Consider the following 20,720-nt stretch of genomic DNA (forward strand, 5'->3'; position numbering starts at 1 on the left):
AATCACCGCGCGGCTTCGAAACCGGCGAGGGTCGAGGTGAGGTTGGCGCCCAGGATGTCGGACAGATATCCGCCTTCCTGAACGAGGACCGTGGGCAGGCCCATGCGCGCAACGGCTTCGCCGATGCGCTTGAAGCCCGGCGTCGTGACCTTCAGGGCCGCCAGCGGATCGTGCTCGGATGCATCGAGGCCGAGAGCGAGAACGAGGGCGGTCGGCGCAAACGACTTGATGGTCTTCTCGGCGACAGCAAGCGCGTCGATGAAGCCATCGTCACCGGTGCCAAGCGCGAGCGGGATGTTGAGATTGGTGCCGAGGCCGTTCCCTTCGCCCTTCTCATGGGCATAGCCCCAGACGAAGGGGTAATAGCCGACCGGATCCGCATGGATCGACACCGTCAGCACGTCTGGACGCGAATAGAAAATGCCCTGGGTGCCGTTGCCGTGATGCACGTCGACATCGAGGATGGCGACGCGTTCGTGCTTGGTGCGCAGATGCTCGGCGGCGATGGCCGAATTGTTCATGAAGCAGAAGCCGCCGGCCATGTCGCGATAGGCGTGGTGGCCGGGCGGCCGACACAGCGCATAGACGGCGTCCTCACCGTCCATCACCATCTGCGCCGCGGTGACGGCGACGTCGGTGGATGCGCAGGCACCAAGCCAGGTGCCAGGACCGATCGGCGCCGCGGTATCCGCGGTGTGCCAGCCGAGCTTGCCGGTGATGTGGGTGGGATAGCTACCCGCCACGCGGTTCGGGTGGATATTGGCGATCATCTCCGGGCCGTAATCCGGCAGCTTGATCCATTCCTCCCAGGCGCCTTCGAGGAAGCGCAGATATTCCGGCGAGTGCACGCGGGCGCGTGGGCCCTGGCCGAATTCGGTCGGCGCGACGATCGTATGCTTTCCGTCGGCGAGACCCTTCAGCAGGCGCTCGGCGCGCTCCGGCTGCTCGGTGGTTTTACGGACCTGACCGCGTACCAGAAAGAACTGCGGATCGTGGCTCTTGTGCTTGTCGGAATACACTGCCTTCACGTGGCGGCTCCATTTGTTGAGGAGGGAAGTTCGCGGACCAGCTTGCCGACTTCGCGCCAGGCAGCGCCGATGTGATAGTCGATCCGCGCGGTGATAATGTCGGGATGCCCCTGTTCGAGCACTTCGAGCAGTGCCTCATGGGTCTGCGCGATGCGATGCGGGTCGTCATAGAGCCGGCCGATCAGGCCGATCGTCATACGCAGTTCCGAAGCGAGGTCATCGAACAGACGCAGCAGGCGCTTGCTGCCGGCGATCTCGCAGATCATGCGATGGAATTTGTAGTCTTCCTCGATCTGTCGCGCATGATCGTCGATCGCTGCCGTCTCATGCATGACGTCGATCTGCCGGCGCAGCATGTCGCGATTGGCAGGCGTCATGTTCTTGGAGGCGAGCACGCCGGCATGACATTCGACACAAATGCGCAGGTCGTAGATCTCGTCGATATCCGTTGCTTCGAGCTTGCGGACGAAGAAGCCTCGGCGCGGATGCGAGACCAGCAGGCCCTGTTGCTCGAGCAGCCGTGCGGCTTCACGGACAGGGGCGCGGCTGACGCCGAGCTCGCGGGCGATGCCGGCTTCGACGACTTTGGCGCCAGGCAGCAGCTGCCCCTTGATGATGGCCTGGGTCAGGATGCGTGCGACCTGCCCGACAAGATCGGTGTCGGCGAGGGCGGTCAGACCAACTGGAGGAGACATTAAACGCATGCGGGGGACCCGTTTCTTCCCCTGTACAAGAATTAATCGTCGATTGTCGACAGTTTAATCTTGCGAGCTGCCATGCGATTGTGTTTCCTGCCCGCACCTTAAAAAAAAGCCGGGAACCGCGCCTGTGAATATGCATGCAAACATTACGCCGACCCTCGATGCCGCCAAGCAGGTTCGTATCGATCTTGCTGCGGCCTATCGCCTGATCCATCGCCTCGGCCTCGATGACAGCATTTACACGCATATTTCGGTGCGCGTCCCCGGCACGCAGGACCGCTTCCTGATCAATCCCTATGGCATGCGCTTCGAGGAAGTGACGGCCGGCAACCTCGTCACCGTCGACGTCGACGGTAAAGTTGTCGACGATCCGCTCGGCCTCGGTATCAATCCGGCCGGCTTTACCATTCACAGCGCCGTTCACGCTGCCCGCCACGACGCACAGTGCGTGCTGCACACGCATACCGTTGCCGGTGTCGCTGTGTCGTGCCTAAAGGACGGTCTGCAGCCGCTGAATCAGTGGTCGATGCAGTTCACCGACCGCATCGCCTATCATGACTTCGAAGGCATCGCGCTGGACCTGTCCGAGCGCGAGCGCCTGGTCGCCGATCTCGGCGACAAGATGGTGCTTATCCTGCGCAATCACGGCCTGCTCACTTGCGGTCGCTCGGTTGGCGAGGCCTTCAAGCTGATGTTCAACATGGAGCGTTCCTGCCGCGCGCAGCTCGCGATCCTCTCGTCGGGTGCCGAAGTCATTCGCCCGTCGCATGCCATTGCCGCGCACACCGCCGGTCAGTATGACCGCGGTTACGACAAGGTGCATGGCACCGAAGGCGGCAAGCCGGACAGCGAGTGGGAAGCGTTCAAGCGCATGCTCGATCGCACGGACGCCGATTACAAGAATTGATCCGACTTCCGCTACACATCGTCAACTGATCTGGGTTACGTGCCAGCCGGCACTAAGGGGAAAGATATGTTGAAGAAATTTGTACTGGCTTTGGCCCTGACCAGCGTGAGCCCGCTCGTCTTCACGAGCACGATGGCGCTCGCGCAGGAGCCGAAGATGGGCGGCACCATCAATGCAGTGATCCAGCCTGAGCCGCCAGGCCTGATGCTCGCACTGGTTCAGAACGGCCCGACGCAGATGGTCTCGGGCAACATCTATGAAGGCCTGCTGCGCTACAGCAAGACCTTGGAGCCGCAGCCCGGTCTCGCCGAGAGCTGGACCATCAGCCCGGATGCCAAGACCTACACGTTCAAGCTCAAGCAGGGCGTGACCTGGCATGACGGCAAGCCGTTCACCGCGGCTGACGTGCTGTTCTCCATCGAGACGCTGAAAGTGACCCATGCCCGCGCGCGCAACAACCTCGTGCAGCTCGACAAGGTCGAAGCACCGGATGATTATACCGTCGTCTTCACGCTGAAGCAGCCCTTTGGCCCCTTCATCGGCATCTTCGAAGTCGGCTCGATGCCGATCATCCCGAAGCACATCTATGAAGGCTCCGACGTCAAGACCAATCCCGCGAACAATACGCCGATCGGTACCGGCCCGTTCATGTTCAAGGAGTGGAAGAAGGGCTCGTTCATCCAGCTGGTGAAGAACCCGAACTACCACGTCAAGGGCAAGCCCTATATCGACGGCATCTACTGGCAGATCATTCCGGACGCGGCTGCGCGTTCGGTGGCTTACGAGACCGGCAAGGTCGACGTGCTGCCGGGCGGTTCGATCGAGAATTTCGACGTGCCGCGCGTCAGCAAGCTGCCGAATACCTGCGTCACCGGCGATGGCTGGGAGTTCTTCTCGCCGATGGCCTGGATGTGGCTTAATAACCGCACCCCCGTGCTCGCCAACAAGAAGGTTCGTCAGGCGATCATGTATGCGGTGGACCGCGAATTCGCCAAGGACGTGATCTGGAACGGTCTCGGCAAGGTCGCCACCGGCCCGTCGTCGTCGGCGATCAAGTTCTACACCGACAACGTGCCGAAATATCCGTACGATCCGGCCAAGGCCAAGGCGCTGCTGAAGGAAGCCGGCTACAAGGGCGAAAAGGTCCGCCTGATGCCGCTGCCCTATGGCGAGACCTGGTCGCGTTGGGGTGAAGCTGTGAAGCAGAATCTCGTCGACGTCGGCATGAATATCGAGACCATCGCCACCGACGTTCCCGGCTCCAACCAGAAGAACAGCGAATGGGATTACGACATCTCGTTCACCTATCTGTATCAGTATGGTGATCCAGCTCTCGGTGTCGGTCGTAACTACGTGACGAGCGCAATCGCCAAGGGCCAGCTCTTCAACAACCTCGAGGGCTACTCCAATCCCGAGGTCGACAAGCTGTTCGAAGAGGGCGCCGTCGCGACGCCGGATTCGAAGCGCAAGGAAATCTACGAGAAGGTCCAGAAGATTCTCGTCGAGGACGTGCCGGTGGCATGGCAGCTTGAATTGCAGTTCCCCACTATCATGAACTGCAAGATCAAGAATCTGATCACGACCGGTATCGGCGTCAATGACGGCTTCCGCGACGCCTGGATCGACAAGTAAGCTTTCAGCCTGATGCCCGTGACGATCCCTCGGATCGTCACGGGTTTTCTTTGTGTACTCTGACTTGAATGCGATGGACCTCTGATGCTGTCATTCGTTGCCCAGAGGATCGTGAAGGGCGTGTTCGTCCTGCTTGCGATCATCGTGATGAACTTCTTCCTGATCCGCCTTGCGCCCGGCGATCCCGCAGCGGTGATGGCCGGCGAGGCCGGCGCCAGCGATGCGCAATTCGTCCAGCAGCTGCGTGAAAAGTTCTCACTGGACAAGCCGCTGCCCGAGCAGCTGTTCATTTACGTGAAGGGTGTCGTCACCCTCGACCTCGGTTTCTCGTTCCGCCAGCAGATGCCGGTCGCGAAGCTGATCGCCGAGCGTCTGCCGGCGACGCTGCTGCTGACGATGACGGCGTTCGGTATATCGCTGTTGCTGGGCATCACATTCGGTACGCTGGCCGCGAGATTTGCGGGGACATGGGCGGACACCGCCATCACTGTCTCGGCGCTGCTGTTCTATGCCACGCCGATCTTCTGGGTCGCGCTGATGTCGATCCTGTTGTTCTCGGTCTATCTCGGCTGGCTGCCGAGCTTCGGCTACGAGACCATCGGCGCGAACTACACCGGGCTTGCTCATGTGAAGGACGTGGCCCTGCATCTGGTGATGCCGGCGATGACCATCGGCCTGTTCTTCATGGCGACCTATACGCGGATGACGCGCGCCTCGATGCTTGAGGTCAAGCGGCTGGATTTCGTCAAGACCGCCCGCGCCAAGGGCCTGCGTGACAATATCATCCAGCGCCGCCACGTGCTGCGCAACGCGCTGCTGCCGGTGGTGACACTGGCCGGCGTCCATTCCGGTACGCTGGTCGGCGGCGCCGTGCTCACCGAGACGGTGTTTGCATGGCCCGGCATCGGCCGGCTGCTCTATGAGGCACTCTTGCAACGCGATTATAACCTTCTGCTCGGCGTCTTCGTGGTCTGCTCGGCGATGGTTCTGATCTTCAACCTCGTCACCGACCTCGTTTATCGGCTGGTCGATCCACGCATCGAGTTTGCATCATGAAGAAGTTCTGGAAATTGATGCTGCGCAATCCCGGCGGCCTTATCGGTCTGGTCATCATCACGATTGCGATCTTCATCGCGCTGTTCGGGCAGATGATCTTTCCGACCTCGCCCTGGCGGATGGTGCAGCGGCCGTTCCTGCCGCCCTTCACCAATCCCATGGTGACCCTTGGCACCGATGCCCTTGGCCGCGATGTGTTCGCCGGCCTGATCTACGGCGCACGCGTGTCGTTGCTCGTCGGTCTCGTTTCGACCACCGTGGCGCTGACCATCGGCGTGCCGCTCGGCGCCATCGCCGGCTATTTCGGCGGCAAGGTCGATGACGCCCTGATGCGCTTCACCGAGTTCTTCCAGACCATTCCGAGCTTCCCGCTGGCGATTGTGCTGGTGGCGATCTTGCAACCGTCGATCTATTCCATCGTCGGTTCCATCGCCATCGTCTCGTGGCCGCCGGTGGCGCGTCTGGTGCGCGGCGAGGTGCTGTCGCTGCGCACGCGCGAATATGTTCAGGCGGCCATCGTGACCGGCCAGAGCAATACCTGGATCATCTCGCGCGAGATTTTGCCGAATGCGCTGTCGCCGGTGATCGTGCTGGCGTCGCTGATGGTGGCAAACGCGATCCTGCTGGAATCTTCGCTGTCGTTTCTCGGCCTTGGCGATCCCAATCTGATGTCCTGGGGCTACATGGTCGGCGCGGGCCGGACGGTGATCCGTCAGGCCTGGTGGATCACGGTCTTCCCCGGCGTCGCCATCCTGATTTCGGTGCTCGGCATGAACCTGATCGGCGAAGGCCTCAACGATGCGCTCAATCCGCGCCTGGCGAAAGATAGCCGCTGATGACCGCTACCCCCGCCGTTTCCATCAAGAACCTGAAGATTGCTTTGCCGAAGAGCGCCGAACGCCCTTATGCGGTCGATGGCGTGTCCATCGATCTCATTCCCGGCGAGATCGTCTGCGTCGTCGGCGAATCCGGTTCCGGCAAGTCCATGTGCGCGCATGCGCTGATGGGACTGTTGCCGGATACGGTGAAGACCGAGACCGGCGAAGTTCTGTTCGAGGGCCGGAATCTCCTGAAGCTCGACGAGAGCGGCTGGCGCGAAGTGCGTGGCCGCGGCATCGCCATGGTGTTCCAGGAGCCGATGACGGCGCTCAATCCGCTGATGCGGATTGGCGAGCAGATGATGGAAATGTTCGAGGCGCATAATCTGCTGACGCCGAAGGAACGCCGCGCCAAGGCCCTCAGCCTCGCCAAGGAAGTCGGTCTGCCCGATCCCGAGCGCATCATCCGCGCCTATCCGCACCAGCTCTCCGGTGGCCAGCGCCAGCGTGCGATGATCGCCATGGCGCTTGCGCTTGAGCCTTCGGTGCTCGTCGCCGACGAGCCGACCACTGCGCTCGACGTCACCACCCAGGCGCAGATCCTCAAGCTGATCCGTAACCTGCAGCGCAGCCGCAACATGGCGGTGATGTTCATCACCCACGATTTCGGCGTCGTCGCCGATATCGCCGATCGTGTCGTGGTGCTGCGTCATGGCAAGATCGTGGAAGAAGGCTCGATCGACGCTGTCTTCAGGAATCCGCAGCACGATTACACCAAGGCTCTGCTGGCTGCCGTGCCTTCGATGCATCCGCCGGTGCGCGCGTCGCTGGATGAAAATGCGAAGGCTGTCGAGGTCATCGGCCTCGACAAGACCTATGTGACCTCGGGCGGCTGGTTCAAGCCGGATCGCCGCGTGCAGGCTGCGAACGAAGTCACGTTCTCGATCATGCAGGGTGAGACCGTCGGCCTGGTCGGCGAGTCCGGTTCGGGCAAATCGTCCGTCGCGCGTCTGGTGATGCGGCTGATCGAGGCCGATCGCGGCACCGTGCGCATCGGGGATATCGATCTCACGGCCCTCGAAGGCAAGGCGCTGCGTGCGCAGCGCCACCGCATCCAGATGATCTTTCAGGATCCGTTCGCCTCGCTCAATCCGCGTCGCCGGGTAGGCCAGATCATCACCGATGGCCCGATCGCCCGCGGCACCGATCCCAAGATCGCGATGCAGCGTGCGCGTGATCTGCTTGGCATGGTCGGCCTCGATGCCGGTTCGCTCGACCGTTATCCGCATGAGTTCTCCGGCGGCCAGCGCCAGCGTCTCGGCATCGCTCGCGCGCTTGCGATGGATCCGGAGATCATCGTCGCCGACGAAGCCGTCTCCGCGCTCGACGTCTCCGTGCAGGCGCAGGTGCTGAAGCTGCTCGAAGACCTCAAGGCCCGTCTTGGTCTGTCGATGCTGTTCATCACCCATGACCTTCGTGTGGCTGCGCAGATCTGCGACCGCATCGCCGTAATGCAGCGCGGCGTGATCGTCGAGCTGAAGCCGACGGCGCAATTGTTCGCGGCGCCGGAACATCCCTACACCCGCGAATTGCTCGGTGCCGTCCCCGGCCAGAGTTCGCCATCCCAGGCCGCCTGACCTTATGCCGACGTCTCCCGTGACTTGTGTTTTCCTGAGCAGGACCATCAACCTGCGCAAATACCTGGCCAACGAAATCGCCCGGCTCGACGGCAAGGTGAATTTTGTCGATCACCTCGATGGTACCGATCCCGCTAAAATCGACATGGCGGTGAGCTGGCATCCGCATGCGGATGCGTTCGATCACTATCCGAACCTGAAGGCGGCGTGTTCCATCGGCGCCGGCGCCGACAGCATCCTGAATTGTCCAAGCCTGCGCGACGGTATCGATGTGGTGCGCGTGGTCGAGCCGGCACAGGCGCAGATGATGTCGGGCTTCGTGATCTGGAACGTGATCTATCACCAGCGCCAGTTCGGGACTTATCTGCAGAACCAGCGCGATCACGTATGGAAGCGCCTCGGCGGCGGACGTCGCCCGTCCGAGGTTGCGATCGGCATTCTCGGCTACGGCGCCATCGGCGCGCGCGTCGCGTCCGATCTGGCGATGCTCGGCTTTCCCGTCCGGGTGTGGAGCCGCTCGGCAAAGCCGACGACACCCGGCGTGACCGGCTTCCACGGCAGCGATGGGCTCGATGCGATGCTCGCGGGCTCCGAGGTGCTGGTGAACCTGCTGCCACTCACCGAGGAAACCCGCGGCATTCTCAATGCGGAGCTGTTCGCCAGGATGCCGCGCGGCAGTTATCTCATTCAGGTCGGCCGCGGCGAGCACTCGGTCGAGCAGGATATTCTCGATGCGCTCGCCAGCGGGCAGCTCTCCGGCGCGACACTCGATGTGTTTCACACCGAACCGCTGCCCAAGGACCATCCGTTCTGGTCGCATCCGCAGATCGTGCTGACGCCCCACGACGCCTGCGAGGTCACCATGACCGCCATCGGCGACACCATCCTCGCCACCGCCGAGGCCGTGCAGGCCGGTGTGCAGCCGAAGGATTCGGTGGATCGCAGCCGGGGATATTAGATGGACGGAGCGGCTTGCTTCCCTCGCCCCGCTTGCGGGGAGAGCTAGCGAGTAGAACACTAGCTCCCCCTCACCCGAAGCCTCGCTAGCCGCTCGGCTCCGACCTCTCCCCGCGAGCGGGGCGAGGTTAAGAAAACGACTACTCTACCGCCAGCCCGACCATCGCCGCCGACGCTTCGAGCCAGTGCAGGAAACTGCCAGCCATGCTGCGCGCGACCGCGATGTGGAAAGTTGGCGCCTCGTCGACTTTCCACAGCGTCACGCTCATATGCGCGATCTGCGTCACCGCAACGCTGCCAGCTGGAAACGCCGCGGCGCTGAGATCGACGGCGACGCCCTTGGCGAGCACATCGAGCAGGGCCGGACCTGACAGCCGGAGCAGGCCAACGCTGTCGGACTGATCGACGACGGAGGCGAGGCCCTCGAGCTGCTGCGCAAGGCTATCGACGAAACGCGGTGTGCCCGCATCGTGGGTCACCAGCCAGCGGCCGGGACCGGTGCCGAGAAACGATGTCGCGTCGCTGCCGGAGCCGTGCGGTCCCAGTGGCAGGTTGATATCGAACTGTTCCTTTACGGCAGCAGCGAGCGCGGCACTCTGGCCCTTGCGCGCCATGACGGTGGCAATGGCGATGCCACGACGTTCCCTGGCGATCACGCCGCGGCCATCGCCCATGGAGCGCAACTCAGCGAAGGCGGAGATGTGAGCAAGGTCAAGCACGCAGCCGCGCTCCTTCTGCATCGACGAAGACGGGATCGACGACTTCGAGCTCATAGTCGCCTGACCGTACCGGGTCCCAGGCGCGGACGATCTCGCCGTGTCGCTCCGGTCCGCGCGCCAGCAGGCCGAGGCCGATCCAGTGATTATTGCTCGGGCTGAAAGCCGTGGACGTGATGAATCCGGCATTGGTGTCCGGCGCAGGCGTCACGCCGTGCGCGAACAGCAGCGCGCCATTGCGCAGGCGCTGGCTGTGATCGACCGGCCGCAGGCCGACCAGCGTCGGCCGATCCGGATCGACCAGTGCCTCGCGCCCGGCCATGGTGCGGCCGATATAATCCTTCTTCACTGACATCATTCGACCGAGCCCGAGATCGCGCGCCACGGTCTGGCCGTTGAGTTCGGAGCCGGCGACATGGCCCTTTTCGATGCGCATCACCGAGAGCGCCTCGGTGCCATAGGGTGTGACGTCGAAGGCCATGCCGGCCTGCATCAGTGCGTTGAACAGCGCTTCGCCATAGCCCGCGGGCGCAGCGATCTCGTAGGCGAGTTCGCCGGAGAACGAGACGCGAAACAGCCGCAGCGGAATGCTGCCGACATGAAACTCGGCGCAGGCGAGATAGGGGAACGCTTCGTTGGAGACGTCGAAGGCGGTGCCGAGCAGTGCCTGCAGCAGGTCGCGCGACTTCGGCCCCGCGAGGGCATACTGCGCCCATTGCTCGGTGACCGAGACCATCTGCACGTCGAGTTCGGGCCACAGCACCTGATGGCAGTATTCGAGATGCTGCATCACCTTGCCGGCATTCACCGTGGTGGTCGTCATCACATAGTGATCGGCGGAGAGCCGCGCGGTGGTGCCGTCATCCATGACGAAACCGTCCTCGCGCAGCATCACGCCGTAGCGCACCTTGCCGATGGGCAGCGTCGAGAAGGTGTTGATATAGACGCGGTCGAGGAACGTGCCGACATCCGATCCGCACAGCGCGATCTTGCCGAGCGTCGAGACATCGCAGATGCCGACGCTGGAGCGCACCGCCTTCACCTCGCGGGTGACGCTCTGCAACCAGTCGCTCTCACCGGGCGCGTTGAACCATTGCGCGCGCATCCATTGGCCGGCTTCGACGAAGGTGGCGTTCAACGCGGCGGAGGCGGCGTGGCTCGCCGTCAGCCGTGTCGGCTTGAAATGCTTGCCGCTGTGCAGACCCGCAAAGGCGCCGATGGCAACCGGCACATGCGGCGGGCGTGCCCGCGTCGCGCCGGTCTCAGCGATGGTCTTCCTGATTTCGCTGGCGAGGATCGCAAGGCCGTTGACGTTGGACGTTTTGCCCTGATCGGTCGCCATGCCAAGCGTCGTGTAACGCTTGAGCTGCTCGACCGAACGGAGGCCCTCCTGAGCCGCGAGAGCAACATCCGTCGCGGTGACATCGTTCTGCAGATCGACAAAGGCCTTGCGACGCGATCCCTTGAACAGCCAGACCGGGTTGTTACAGGAGGCTTCATCGCTGGCGAGGATCGGCTTCTGCGCCTGCAACCCGAGACCGATATGCGAGGCAGCTTTTGCGCCGGCCAGCGCGCCGTGCTCAAGCGCGTCCGCGAGTGACCATTGCGCGGCGGCCGCACCTGCGATCTGCATGCCCGGTGGCGTGTCGCTGCAGAGAAATGCCGATTTCTCCTCCGACCAGTTGCCCTTGCTGCCGAGATGCGTGGCGATGCCGATGCTCGGCGACCAGCCGCCGGAGACGCCGAGCGTGTCGACGGCAACATTGCGCGTCTTGCCGGTACTGTCGGTGATCGTGATGTTCGTCAGCCGGCGATAGCCCGATGTGTCCGAGACATGCGCGCCGAGGAATTGAGGTGCGTTGCCTGCGAGTTTGCGCACCTCAGGCGAAACGTCTGTCCGTGCATCGACCACAACCGCGATCTCGGCACCGGCCGCTTGCAAGTCGAACGCACTGCGCCAGCCATCATCCGACGTGGTGAAGATCGCGATGCGCTGACCCGGCACCACGCCGAAGCGGTTGGCGTAAGTGCGCAATGCCGACGCCAGCATGATGCCGGGCCGGTCATTGCCGGGAAATACAAGCGGTCGTTCCTGAGCGCCTGCGGCGAGCACGCATTGTCTGGCGACGATCTTCCACAATCGCTGGCGCGGCATGTGAGGAAGTGGCACCGGCAGGTGATCGCTGACGTGCTCGATGGCGCCGTATTCGCCGTCATAGGCGCCGAACACCGCGGTGCGCTTGAAGATGCGGACATTAGGCAGGGTGCCGAGTTCAGCCTCGGCCAGCGCGGCCCATGAGGCTGCCAAGACACCATCGATCAGCGCGGTGTCGGTGAGCAATCGTCCGCCGAGTACGAAATCTTCCTCGGCCACGATCACGCGCGCGCCGGCGCGTCCCGCCGCAAGCGCAGCGGCGAGGCCTGCTGGGCCGGCGCCGATCACCAGCAGATCGCAGAAGGCATGCGATTTTTCATATGTATCGGGATCGTCGAGACCGCTGAGCGCGCCGAGGCCTGCCGAGGCACGGATGGCGGGCTCGTAGAATTTCTCCCAGAACGCCGCCGGCCACATGAAGGTCTTGTAGTAGAAGCCGGCATTCAACAGTGGGCCGGCGAGCTGGTGCACGGCGCGCAGATCGAAATTCGGCGACGGCCAGCAATTCTGGCTCGATGCGTCCAGGCCATCAAACAGCTCGACTGTGGTTGCCTTAGTGTTCGGTTCGGCGCGCGCGCCCGAGCGCAGCGTCACCAGCGCATTCGGCTCTTCCGGCCCGGCCGAGAAGATGCCGCGCGGCCGGTGATATTTGAACGACCGGCCGACCAGCATCGTGTCATTGGCGAGCAGCGCCGAGGCCAATGTGTCGCCGGTATAGCCGCCATAGGTCTTGCCATCGAAGGTGAAATTGATCGGCTTCGATCGGTCGATCAGTCCACCGGATGCGAGGCGACGCGAGATGCTCATGATGCAGCCTCATCATGGGCGAGCACGGCGTCGATCACCTCATGCGTCGAGACGTTGCGTGTCACCGTCAGCCATGCATGGCAGCCGGCGGCGTGATACCAGTATTCCCTGTGTACGCCGACTGGATTGTCACGCAGATAGACATAGTCGAACATCGCATCGGCATTGTCGGGCGCGGGCCGCGTCAGCGTGGCGTCGCCGGAATAGGAAAATTCCGACGCGTCACGGGATCCGCAATAAGGGCAGGGGATGCGCATGGGGCCTCAATGCAGGTTCGGTTGGGCGCCCTGGCCCTTTTCATCGACGATATGGCCGGAGCGAAACCGGTCCAGCAGCAGGCGATTGGCGGCAGGATGCGGCTCGTCTTTCGCCAGCAGATGCGCGAAGACGAAGCCCGAGCCGGGCGTCGCCTTGAAGCCGCCATAGCACCAGCCGGCATTGAGGTAGAGCCCTTTGACGTGGGTGCGGTCGATGATCGGCGAACCGTCCATCGACATATCGACGAGGCCGCCCCAGTTGCGCAGCATCCGCGCACGGCCGATCGCCGGCATCAGGGCCATGCCGCCTTCGCAGACATCTTCGACCACGGGCAGGTTGCCGCGCTGGGCATAGGAGTTGTAGCCGTCGATATCGCCGCCGAACACCAGCCCGCCCTTGTCGGACTGGCTGATATAGAAATGTCCGGCGCCGAAGGTGATGACGCCGGGGATGACAGGCTTCAGCCCTTCGGAGACGAAGGCCTGCAGCACATGGCTTTCGATCGGGAGCCGCATCCCGGCCATCGCCGCGACGCGCGACGACGAGCCGGCAACGGCAAGGCCAATTTTCTTCGCCTTGATCGCGCCGCGCGAGGTCTGCACGCCCACCACGCGACCGTCGATGATGTCGATCCCCGTGACCTCGCAATTCTGGATCACGTCGACGCCGCGATCGCTGGCGCCGCGGGCATAGCCCCAGGCGACGGCATCATGGCGCACGGTGCCGCCGCGCTTCTGCAAGAGGCCGCCCTGGATCGGAAACCGCGCGGCGTCGAAATTCAGGAACGGATAGAGTTTGCGCACGCCCTCACGGTCCAGCAGCTCGGAATCGGCGCCGTTCAGCCGCATCATGTTGCCGCGCCGGGCATAGGCGTCGCGCTGGCCGTCGGAGTGATAGAGGTTCAATACGCCGCGCTGGCTGACCATGGCGTTGTAGTTGAAGTCCTGCTCGAGGCCTTCCCACAGTTTCAGCGACAGCTCATAGAGCGAGATGTTTTCCGAGAGCAGATAGTTGGACCGGATGATGGTGGTGTTGCGGCCGATATTGCCTGACCCGATCCAGCTCTTCTCCAGCACGGCGATATTCCTGACGCCGTACTCCTTCGCCAGATAATAGGCGGTCGCCAGCCCATGGCCGCCGCCGCCGACGATGATGATGTCGTATTCGGGCTTCGGCGCAGCATCGCGCCATTGCGGCGTCCAGCCTTTGTGGCCGGGGAGGGTCTGCTTGAGCAGCGACGTCAGCGAATAGCGCATGGAAAATCCGGGTGGCGATCAGGCCCGGAGTGTCGCGTATTTCGGGAAGCGGCACCAGTCCATGAGCGACATTCAGAAGCCCATCAGCGACATCGTGAGATGATGTCGTTTAGCGCGCCAGCCAGAAGCCGCCCACCACCAGGATCATGGCCAGCAGGCTGATGACCCCGAGCACGGCCGCAGTGATGGCCAGCAGGCCGTGGGAGTCGAGCCATCCGCGTAATGCCTTTTCCATGGTGCTGAAACTCTCCCGGTGATTTGAGTTTATCGTTGCAGGCTGGCACCGTATCAAACACTTCAGGCGCCGTCGTCTCGGACGGTTTCGCCATATTGAAGAATTGACATGCTTGAGGAAGTGACATGGACAATCTGAATACCCAGGGCATCAAGGTGCCGAAGCTCGGCCTCGGCACGTTCAAGCTCACGGGCGATGGCTGCGTCGCCGGCGTGGAAAGCGCCATCGGGCTCGGTTATCGCCACATCGACACCGCCGAGATGTATGGCAACGAGGCTGAAGTCGGCGCGGGCATCAAGGCTTCGGGTATCGCGCGGAAGGATCTGCATGTCACCACCAAGGTCTGGCATGAGAATCTCGCGCCGGATGCCATCAAGCGCGCCTTCGACACCAGCATGAAGAAACTCGGTCTCGATGTCATCGATCTTTATCTGGTGCATTGGCCCTCGAAGGGCATGAACCTGCCGGCGATTTTCGAGACGCTACTGAAACTGAAGGACGAGGGCCGGGTCCGCGCCATCGGCGTCGCGAATTTTCCGGTCAAGCTGATGAAGCAGGCCGTGGAGGAGATCGGCGCCCCGGTCGCCTGCAATCAGGTTGAATATCATGCACTGCTCGACCAGATGAAGCTGCTGACCTATCTGCGGTCGAAGTCGATCCCGCTGGTCGCCTATTGTCCGCTCGGTCAGGGCCGGCTGGCCGACAACGACGCGATGAAGACCATCGCTGCCAAACACGGCGTGTCGGCGGCGCAGGTCGCATTGAAATGGTTGCTCGATCAGGACGGCGTCGCGGCGATCCCCAAGGCGTCGCGCAAGGAAAGCCAGCAGGCCAATCTCGATGCGCTGAAGGTCACGCTGGACGACGACGACCGCAAGGCGATCGCAGCACTGCCGAAGACGCAGCGGCTGGTCAATCCGGGTTTCGCGCCGGATTGGGATTGATCTTTCTTCCCCTCTCCCCCCGCGAAGCGCAGCTTCGCGGGGGGGGGAGAGGGTGCCTGAGCGAAGCGAAGGCGGGAGAGGGGCGCCACAACGTACGGAGCCTGTGGCGCTCCCTCTCCCGTCTCGAACCGCTGCGCGGTTCGATCCACCCTCTCCCGCTGCGCGCTGCTTCGCCGCGCTGGGGGAGAGGGGAAGGAAGCTCCACATCACCCGTGACTGTGCCCCTTCTTCTTCCCCTCCGCCTTCTTCCCCGTCGGCATCATCACCACCCGCCCATACTTCACGCCGCGCTCCGCAATGATGTGATCGGCAAAGTGCTGCACTTCGCTGCCGGAGCCGCGCAGCGCCGTGACTTCCATGCAGTTGTCGCCGTCGAGATGCACATGCAGCGTCGCCAGCGAGAGGTCATGGTGATGGTGATAGGTGTCGACCAGCCGGCGTGACAGATCGCGCTGGGCGTGATCATAGACATAGACTAGGGCGGCCACGCATTCGCCGGCCTTGCCCTTTTCCTGCGCGGCCTGCTGCATGCCGGCACGGGCGAAATCGCGGATCGCTTCGGAGCGGTTCTGATAGCCGTGTTCGGCGATCATCGCATCCAGCTCTTCCATCAGGTCGTCATCGAGCGTGATCGTAATGCGCTGCATCGGTCCTCTCAAAAGTATGACGAATCTTTGACTTTGTCATACTTGGCATGTCAGTGTGTTCCGGTTGAACCCAGCATAGCCCGGCCGACTGACCGATGCATCGCTCTCTCTTTTCATCGGCCGGAATCGCCCTGGCTTCGTTGCTTGCAGCCGTCACGCCCTCAGCCGCGCAGCCGGCGACGGTGTTGTCCCCGGTCGAAGTCGAGGCCCCGCCGCGGCATACAGCCAAGCCACGTGTGCCGCGCAGCGGGACCGAGGCGAGTCGTCCGGTCGCGCGTCGCGCAGCTCCGCCCACGGCAGGAAATGTCGGCGCAGGCACGGCGGCGCCCGGCGCCAGTGCAGCGCAGGCGCTGGTCGCCTCTGCCAGCGAGAAGAATATCAGCGGCACCGAGATCAATGCACGTCCTCTGTCGCGTCCCGCCGAAGCGCTGGAAGTCGCGCCCGGCCTGATCGTCACCCAGCATTCGGGCGAGGGCAAAGCCAACCAGTATTTCCTGCGCGGCGTGAATCTTGATCACGGCACGGATCTGGCGATCTCCATCGACGGCATGCCGGTGAACATGCGCACCCATGGTCACGGCCAGGGCTATGCCGATACAAATTTTCTGATCCCCGAGCTGATCAATTCAGTCAACGTCCGCAAGGGACCGTATTTCGCCGATGAAGGCGACTTCTCGTCCGTGGGTGCGATCCATGTCAGCCTGATCGACAGCGTCGCGCGCACCATGGCGTCGATCACATCAGGAAGTTTCGGTTACAACCGGGCCTTTGGCGTGACGTCGGGCAAAGTCGGCGAAGGCACGCTGCTGGTGGCCGCTGAGGCCAATATCTATAACGGCCCGTGGGACAATCCCGACAAGCTCCAGAAGCTCAATGGCGTGATCCGCTACAGCCAGGGCACCGCCGACAATGGTTTGTCGCTGACCGGTATGGCCTATGGCAACAAGTGGAATTCCACCGATCAGGTGCCGCTGCGCGCAATCACTTCCGGCGAGATCGGCCGCTATGGCGCGCTCGATCCCAGCGATGGCGGCAATTCGGAGCGTTTCTCGCTGTCCGGCCGTCTCCGGCAAACCGATCTCGACAGCGCAACCAAACTCGATTTCTACGTCATCAAGAGCAAGCTCAATCTGTGGAACAACTTCACGTTCTTCCTGAGCGATCCCGTCAATGGCGACCAGTTTCACCAATATGACGACCGCGTGCTCGGCGGCATCAATGCCTCGCATACATTCAAGTACAGTATCGCAGGCTTCCGCAACGAAACCGAGGTCGGCATCCAGAGCCGCTACGACGATATCAATGTCAGTCTCGGCAACACCATTCAGCGGCTATATCTCTCCACCACGCGCAACGATGGCGTGAAGGAGGGTAGCGTCGGCGTGTTCGTGCAGAACACTACCTTCTGGACCGACTGGCTGCGCACCAATATCGGCTGGCGCGGCGACTATTACGACACCACGGTCAATTCGTTCTTCAATCCGGTGAACTCCGGCAGCGCCACGGCGACCATCGGCAGCCCCAAGGCAGGTCTCGTGCTCGGTCCTTTCGCCAGGACCGAACTGTTCCTGAATGCCGGCGAGGGTTTTCACAGCAACGATGCGCGCGGTGTGACCATCAAGGAATCGCCGAGCGACGGATCGCCGGTCGATAGCTCGCCGTTCCTGGTCAAGACAAAGGGCGCGGAGATTGGATTGCGCACCAGGCTCATTCCAGGGCTGACCAGCTCGATCGCGCTCTTCATGCTGGATTCCGCCTCCGAGATCCTGTTCGTCGGTGATGCTGGTGACACTGAAGCGAGTCGTCCCAGCCGCCGCGTCGGCTTCGAATGGACCAACGACTACAAGCCCACGTCATGGTTGAGTCTTGAAGCCGATCTCGCAATGACCCGCGCGCGCTTCCGCGGCAGCAATGCCGATCAGGCGGCGGCCTATGCGGAGCTGGATGGCTATCCAGCCTCGCAGATCGGCAACGCGCCCGGCAATTTCATTCCCGGCGCGCCCAACATGATCGCCTCGGCTGGCATCAGGCTGGGCGAGGCGACCGGCTGGTTTGGCGCCTTGCGCTATCGTTATTTCGGCCCGCGTCCGCTGACTGAAGACGCGGCCTTCATCTCGCCAGCCACGGGTCTGCTCAACGGGCAGGTTGGTTACCGCTTCGATAATGGCTGGCGCATCCAGCTCGATGCCTTCAACATTCTCGATAGCAAGTCGGACCAGATCACCTATGCCTATGGCTCGCTGCTGAAATCGGATTCGCTGTTCGCCATGTGCTTCCCGGGCGGCGGCGGCGCGCCGACGGCACCTGCCGCGGTGTGTCAGACCGGCATCATGGATCGCGTGCTGCATCCGGTCGAGCCGCTGGCACTGCGGGTGACGGTGGCCGGCCGGTTCTGATCTCGCGGTTCTGACTTTGCCGCAGCGCAGCTTGCCTATTCGAAAAGGCGGTAGCATCATCCCTCCCAATGAAAAGAGGCAGGGAGGTGTTGATGCTCGCACGGGTTCGTTCCGTTTCGCGCCGTTGGCCATTCACGCGTGCCAGCGCCGGTTTGAAGGCGCTGCTGGCGATCGTGTCGCTCCCGTTAGCAACAGGGTTCATCATGTCATCGGCCAGCGCCGCCACTTACGTCTATGTCGGCAATGCCGACAGCCAGAACATTAGTATTCTCGAATTGAAGGCGAATGGCAGTCTCGCTGCGATCGACACCGTGGCGGTGCCGGGGCCGGCAAAGCCCGGCGGCTCGCTGCCGCTGGCCATCAGCCCCGAGAAGCACCGGCTCTATGCTGGCCTCCGCAACGAGCCCTACACGGCGGTGACCTTCGATATCGATGCCAAAACCGGCAAATTGAAACTTGTTGGCCCCGGGCCACTGGCCGATTCCATGGCCTATATCGCGGTTGATCGCACCGGGCGATTTCTGCTGAGCGCCTCCTATGGCGGCAACAAGGTGACGGTGAACGCCATCGGGCCGAATGGCGTGATCGCAGCGGCGCAGCAGGTCGTCGCCACCGAACCGAGCGCGCACTGCATCATCGTCGATCCCACCAATCGCTATGTGCTGCATACGAGCCTCGGCGGCGATGTGATCTATCAGCAGAAATTCGATGCCAGGGCCGGAAAGCTGACGCCGAACGATCCGCCGACCGTGAGCGTGAAGGCGAAAGGTGGCCCACGCCATCTGGTGTTCTCGCCTGACAAGAAGTTCGTCTATCTGCTCAACGAGCTCGATGCGGCGATCTATGTATTTCCGTGGGACGCTGCGACCGGGACGCTGAAGAAGGAAACGCAGGTCGCCTCCGCGCTGCCGAAGGGTTTCGACGGCAAGCCCTGGGCGGCGGATATCCATCTGACGCCGGACGGCAAGTTTCTCTATGCGTCGGAGCGCACCAGCAACACGATCGCGGCGTTCCGTGTCGATCCCAAAACGGGGGCGCTGACATCGCTCGGTTCGACTGCAACCGAAAAGCAGCCACGTGGCTTCAACATCGATCCGTCGGGCCGCTATCTGCTGGCGGTCGGGCAATTGTCGAACAGCATGACGATCTATTCCATCGACAAGTCGACCGGCAGCCTGACCAAGCTCAGCGAAACCGCGGTGGGCAAGAATCCGAACTGGGTCGAGATCGTGAATCTGCCGTAGCGGCTATGTTCTGGCGCAGGCCTCTCGCTCCCTCTCCCCGCTCTGCGCGGGGAGAGGGGTGGGGTGAGGGGCGTGGGTACGTCGATGTCGCAGAGTTTTTCTATCGCGTCGGTGCGATCCGACAGTCGCTTGATTATTGTGAGTGTGTGCCCTGCCCCTCACCCGCCGCGAAGACGCGGCGACCTCTCCCCGCAATGCGGGGAGAGCGACTGTCTTTTTGGTCAAGCGTTTTGATGCTGCCATGGGGTCTTGTCTCGCAGGATGGCGTTGAGGATGGTGAGCAGCTTGCGGGCAACGGCGATGATAGCGACGAGCTTGGGCTTGCCGGCGGCGACGAGCTTGTCGCGGAACAGTTTGAGCTGCGGATTGAAGCGGGCGGCCACCATCGCTCCCATGAACAACACGCGGCGTACATTGGCCCGGCCGCCGCCGATGAAGCTCTTGCCGCGCCACTGGCCGGATTGCCGGGTCCATGGCGCCAAACCGGCGAGAGCCGCAATCTGACGACGATCGAGTGTGCCGAGCTCCGGCAGTTCGGCAATCAGGCTGCGCGCGATGGTCGGACCGATGCCGGGCACCGACGCCAGCAAGTCTTCTTTCTCGGCCCAGGCCGGCGATCCCCGCACGTGATCGCCGATGTCGTCGTCCAGTTCGGACAACTCCTTCTCCAGTGCCTTGTGGAGCCGGGCGATGCTCTTCTTCAGGCGCGGATTGCTGACGCGCCGCGCACGCTGGCCTTCCGCGGCCATCATCTCAACGATCTGGCGCCGACGCGCCACCAGATCGGCTAGCAGCCGCGTCGTGGCATCGGGAAGCGGCCGCAGTTGCGGTTTGGTCGCCTCGGTAAAATGCGCGATCACCATGGCATCGATCGGATCGGTCTTGGCGCGCTTGCCGAGGGCGTTGGCAAAGGCGCGCACCTGTGCCGGATTGACCACCACCACAGGCAGATCGGCGCCGGCCAATCCTGCGGCGACCACCGTCTCGAAGCCGCCGGTCGCCTCGATCGCCACCACCAGTGGCGGTCGCGCTTTCAGCCGCGCGATCAGATCATCGATCCCCGCACCATTGCGGGCAACCGCAAAACTCTCACCCCCCGGACGCATCGCCACGTCCAACCGATCCTTCGACACATCGATGCCAACATAAATCGCGTCCATCTGATCCCATCCTTGCGCAACCGGGCTTGCTGAGCGGCCCAAGCGACTGTTCGGGTTCGATGGAACGGCAAGCAAGGACCCGCGCTCTCCCACGGGCTTGGTGTCCCTCAGGTTACTCGGTCTCCCGCCTGCCACCGCTCCGCATAGCTTAGCAGATCCGGCGGGA

General features: G+C 62.8%; 18 protein-coding genes. 9 read left to right on the top strand and 9 right to left on the bottom strand.

What is annotated here, in order from left to right; translation table 11 throughout:
• Positions 1–2: 2 nt before the first annotated feature.
• Together SFY93_RS09140 and SFY93_RS09145 are read right to left on the bottom strand one after the other, a co-directional pair.
• On the bottom strand, positions 3–1,028 hold the full coding sequence (locus SFY93_RS09140) for a histone deacetylase family protein (RefSeq protein ID WP_320446848.1): 1,026 nt from the start codon (positions 1,026–1,028) through the stop codon (positions 3–5).
• The gene (locus SFY93_RS09145; protein ID WP_320446849.1) at positions 1,025–1,723 is read right to left on the bottom strand and encodes a GntR family transcriptional regulator; all 699 of its coding nucleotides are present in this window, start codon (positions 1,721–1,723) and stop codon (positions 1,025–1,027) included. The genes SFY93_RS09140 and SFY93_RS09145 overlap by 4 nt, the downstream gene beginning before the upstream one ends.
• A 139-nt stretch (positions 1,724–1,862) precedes the next feature.
• On the opposite strand from SFY93_RS09145, the gene SFY93_RS09150 reads away from it, so the two are divergent.
• The 6 genes from SFY93_RS09150 (at position 1,863) to SFY93_RS09175 (ending at position 8,737) form a co-directional block, all read left to right on the top strand.
• Positions 1,863–2,636, top strand: coding sequence for a class II aldolase/adducin family protein (locus SFY93_RS09150; RefSeq protein WP_320447731.1), 774 nt, complete (start codon positions 1,863–1,865; stop codon positions 2,634–2,636).
• A 66-nt stretch (positions 2,637–2,702) separates the two neighbouring features.
• Positions 2,703–4,268 (top strand): ABC transporter substrate-binding protein, encoded by a 1,566-nt coding sequence (locus SFY93_RS09155; protein ID WP_320446850.1) that lies wholly within the window; start codon positions 2,703–2,705, stop codon positions 4,266–4,268.
• Positions 4,269–4,352: 84 nt separating this feature from the next.
• Entirely contained in the window at positions 4,353–5,324 is a 972-nt protein-coding gene (locus SFY93_RS09160; RefSeq protein ID WP_320446851.1) for an ABC transporter permease, read from the top strand.
• Positions 5,321–6,160 (top strand): ABC transporter permease, encoded by an 840-nt coding sequence (locus SFY93_RS09165; protein ID WP_184513560.1) that lies wholly within the window; start codon positions 5,321–5,323, stop codon positions 6,158–6,160. The genes SFY93_RS09160 and SFY93_RS09165 overlap by 4 nt, the downstream gene beginning before the upstream one ends.
• The gene (locus SFY93_RS09170) at positions 6,160–7,779 is read left to right on the top strand and encodes an ABC transporter ATP-binding protein (protein ID WP_320446852.1); all 1,620 of its coding nucleotides are present in this window, start codon (positions 6,160–6,162) and stop codon (positions 7,777–7,779) included. The genes SFY93_RS09165 and SFY93_RS09170 overlap by 1 nt, the downstream gene beginning before the upstream one ends.
• A gap of 19 nt (positions 7,780–7,798) precedes the next feature.
• Positions 7,799–8,737 carry a 2-hydroxyacid dehydrogenase gene (locus SFY93_RS09175; protein WP_320446853.1) on the top strand — a complete coding sequence of 313 codons (939 nt, stop codon included), beginning with the start codon at positions 7,799–7,801 and terminating at the stop codon, positions 8,735–8,737.
• 139 nt (positions 8,738–8,876) lie between these two features.
• Here the strand turns inward: SFY93_RS09175 and SFY93_RS09180 are convergent, their stop codons facing one another.
• The 5 genes from SFY93_RS09180 to SFY93_RS09200 all read right to left on the bottom strand — a co-directional run bounded on the left by SFY93_RS09180 (position 8,877) and on the right by SFY93_RS09200 (position 14,163).
• A complete protein-coding gene (locus tag SFY93_RS09180) occupies positions 8,877–9,455 on the bottom strand; it encodes a sarcosine oxidase subunit gamma (protein ID WP_320446854.1) in 579 nt (192 codons plus the stop codon).
• Positions 9,448–12,414, bottom strand: a complete 2,967-nt coding sequence (locus tag SFY93_RS09185) for a sarcosine oxidase subunit alpha family protein (protein WP_320446855.1) — start codon at positions 12,412–12,414, stop codon at positions 9,448–9,450. The genes SFY93_RS09180 and SFY93_RS09185 overlap by 8 nt, the downstream gene beginning before the upstream one ends.
• Positions 12,411–12,671 carry a sarcosine oxidase subunit delta gene (locus tag SFY93_RS09190; RefSeq protein WP_320446856.1) on the bottom strand — a complete coding sequence of 87 codons (261 nt, stop codon included), beginning with the start codon at positions 12,669–12,671 and terminating at the stop codon, positions 12,411–12,413. Before SFY93_RS09190 ends, SFY93_RS09185 begins: the two co-directional genes overlap by 4 nt.
• A 6-nt stretch (positions 12,672–12,677) precedes the next feature.
• Positions 12,678–13,928 carry a sarcosine oxidase subunit beta family protein gene (locus SFY93_RS09195; RefSeq protein WP_320446857.1) on the bottom strand — a complete coding sequence of 417 codons (1,251 nt, stop codon included), beginning with the start codon at positions 13,926–13,928 and terminating at the stop codon, positions 12,678–12,680.
• A gap of 109 nt (positions 13,929–14,037) precedes the next feature.
• Positions 14,038–14,163, bottom strand: coding sequence for a hypothetical protein (locus SFY93_RS09200; RefSeq protein ID WP_256461202.1), 126 nt, complete (start codon positions 14,161–14,163; stop codon positions 14,038–14,040).
• Positions 14,164–14,288: 125 nt separating this feature from the next.
• On the opposite strand from SFY93_RS09200, the gene SFY93_RS09205 reads away from it, so the two are divergent.
• The gene (locus SFY93_RS09205; RefSeq protein ID WP_320446858.1) at positions 14,289–15,107 is read left to right on the top strand and encodes an aldo/keto reductase; all 819 of its coding nucleotides are present in this window, start codon (positions 14,289–14,291) and stop codon (positions 15,105–15,107) included.
• A 206-nt stretch (positions 15,108–15,313) separates the two neighbouring features.
• Here SFY93_RS09205 and nikR read toward each other — a convergent pair whose 3' ends face one another.
• Entirely contained in the window at positions 15,314–15,754 is a 441-nt protein-coding gene (nikR, locus tag SFY93_RS09210; RefSeq protein ID WP_320446859.1) for a nickel-responsive transcriptional regulator NikR, read from the bottom strand.
• A 95-nt stretch (positions 15,755–15,849) separates the two neighbouring features.
• Here nikR and SFY93_RS09215 point away from each other — a divergent pair, with 95 nt between their 5' ends.
• Together SFY93_RS09215 and SFY93_RS09220 are read left to right on the top strand one after the other, a co-directional pair.
• Entirely contained in the window at positions 15,850–18,150 is a 2,301-nt protein-coding gene (locus SFY93_RS09215; RefSeq protein WP_320446860.1) for a TonB-dependent receptor, read from the top strand.
• Positions 18,151–18,242: 92 nt separating this feature from the next.
• A complete protein-coding gene (locus SFY93_RS09220) occupies positions 18,243–19,394 on the top strand; it encodes a lactonase family protein (protein ID WP_320446861.1) in 1,152 nt (383 codons plus the stop codon).
• Positions 19,395–19,615: 221 nt separating this feature from the next.
• Here the strand turns inward: SFY93_RS09220 and SFY93_RS09225 are convergent, their stop codons facing one another.
• The gene (locus SFY93_RS09225; RefSeq protein WP_320444434.1) at positions 19,616–20,554 is read right to left on the bottom strand and encodes an IS110 family RNA-guided transposase; all 939 of its coding nucleotides are present in this window, start codon (positions 20,552–20,554) and stop codon (positions 19,616–19,618) included.
• Positions 20,555–20,720: the final 166 nt, after the last annotated feature.

The organism is Tardiphaga sp. 42S5 (assembly GCF_034044155.1).
Taxonomy (GTDB): domain Bacteria; phylum Pseudomonadota; class Alphaproteobacteria; order Rhizobiales; family Xanthobacteraceae; genus Tardiphaga; species Tardiphaga robiniae.